General features: G+C 46.4%; 1 protein-coding gene. It reads left to right on the top strand.

Annotated elements, in window-relative coordinates:
* A partial coding sequence (locus N480_RS20160) for a non-ribosomal peptide synthetase (RefSeq protein ID WP_155732914.1) occupies positions 1-1,685 on the top strand: 1,685 nt, incomplete at both ends.

Here is a 1,685-nt window from a genome sequence, read left to right as displayed (position 1 = left end):
TGGAGCGCTCCTTAGAAATGGTGATTGGGATCTTTGGTATATTGAAAGCTGGCGGGGCGTATGTGCCGCTCGACCCAAGCTATCCGCAAGAACGTCTAGTCTACATGTTAGAAGATGCAGCGCTTGATGTGGTATTGAGCCAAAATCAGGTGTGTACAGTCTTATCGGAGTTTAATGGGAGTCTATTATTATTAGATGGAATGGGATTAGAAACTAAGCACTTTTGCCATCGTTACTCAACAGCGCCACTACCTCAAAACGCGTTAACGGTGTCTAATCTCGCGTATGTTATTTACACATCGGGGTCTACTGGTAAACCCAAGGGGGTTATGGTAGAGCATCAAGCCTTAATGAACCGAATTTACTGGATGCAACAACAGTATCAATTGACCCATGAAGATACGGTGTTACAGAAAACGCCATTCAGTTTTGATGTCTCGGTATGGGAATTTGTATGGCCGATGATGGCAGGCGCTTCAATCGTGATGGCCAAACCTGAGGGCCACAAAGATGCACAGTATTTAGCAGCGCTTATCAACAAAGAAAAAGTCACGACTTTGCATTTTGTGCCCTCTATGTTTAACGCTTATTTAGATGGTGTTGAAAAAAACAGCCCCAGTGTGAGACAAATCTTTTGTAGTGGGGAGGCGTTAGACTGCAAAGCGGTTTATGATTATGTCACTCGATTTACGCAAGCAAAGTTACATAACCTCTATGGACCGACAGAAGCAGCGATAGACGTTACAGCTTACGACTGCGCAGGCCTCAATTCATCGTCAGTGCCTATTGGTGCTCCTATCGCAAATACTCAGATCTACATTTTAGACCCATATAACAACCCGGTTGCCATTGGGGTACCTGGTGAACTGTATATTGCTGGAGACGGCCTGGCAAGGGGCTACTTAAACCGCCCGGAACTGACGGAAGAAAAGTTCATTATTAATCGGTTCACACCTGGCATGCGTATGTATAAAAGTGGTGACTTAGCACGTTGGTCTGATGACGGCAATATTGAGTATCTAGGCAGAATTGACTCTCAAGTTAAGATCCGCGGTTTTAGGATTGAGCTTGGTGAAATTGAAAACCAGCTAGCGCAAAATGAATCTGTCGATTCTGCGTTAGTGATGGCTAAAGAGGTGGGTGGTTGCCAACAATTGCTAGGATATGTAAAGCCTTGCATTCAGATCTCACACGTCGAATACGCAGAGTATGTTGGTTCGCTCAAGTCTGAATTGAATCAACGCTTACCTGAGTTTATGGTGCCCAACTTCTTGGTTGTTGTGGAGGATTGGCCTGTCACGCCTAACGGTAAAGTGGACAGAAAAGCGCTGCCGATACCAGATGGCAGTGCCTTACAGGGGGCATATGAAGCGCCGTCAACAAACACTGAACAGACCTTGGCAGGCATTTGGGCTGAACTGCTGAATATGGATGCGGATACCATCAGTGCTGCGGCGAATTTCTTCAATCTCGGGGGGCACTCGTTGCTGTCAGTGAGATTGGTATCTGATATTCGCGCACATTTTGAAATAGACGTGCCAGTACACACCATTTTTGAAACGCCCTGTCTTCGAGATTTAGCAGCGGTAATAGAGCAGGGCCAGCACGTATCTGTTTACCCTCCTTTGGTGGCCGTGGCGCGAGAAAATGACCAGCTACCTGTCTCATTTGCACAGCAAAGGCTG

Origin of the sequence: Pseudoalteromonas luteoviolacea S2607 (genome assembly GCF_001625575.1) — a bacterium.
GTDB classification, from domain to species: domain Bacteria; phylum Pseudomonadota; class Gammaproteobacteria; order Enterobacterales; family Alteromonadaceae; genus Pseudoalteromonas; species Pseudoalteromonas luteoviolacea_E.
This window is presented reverse-complemented; position numbering and strand designations above follow the sequence as displayed.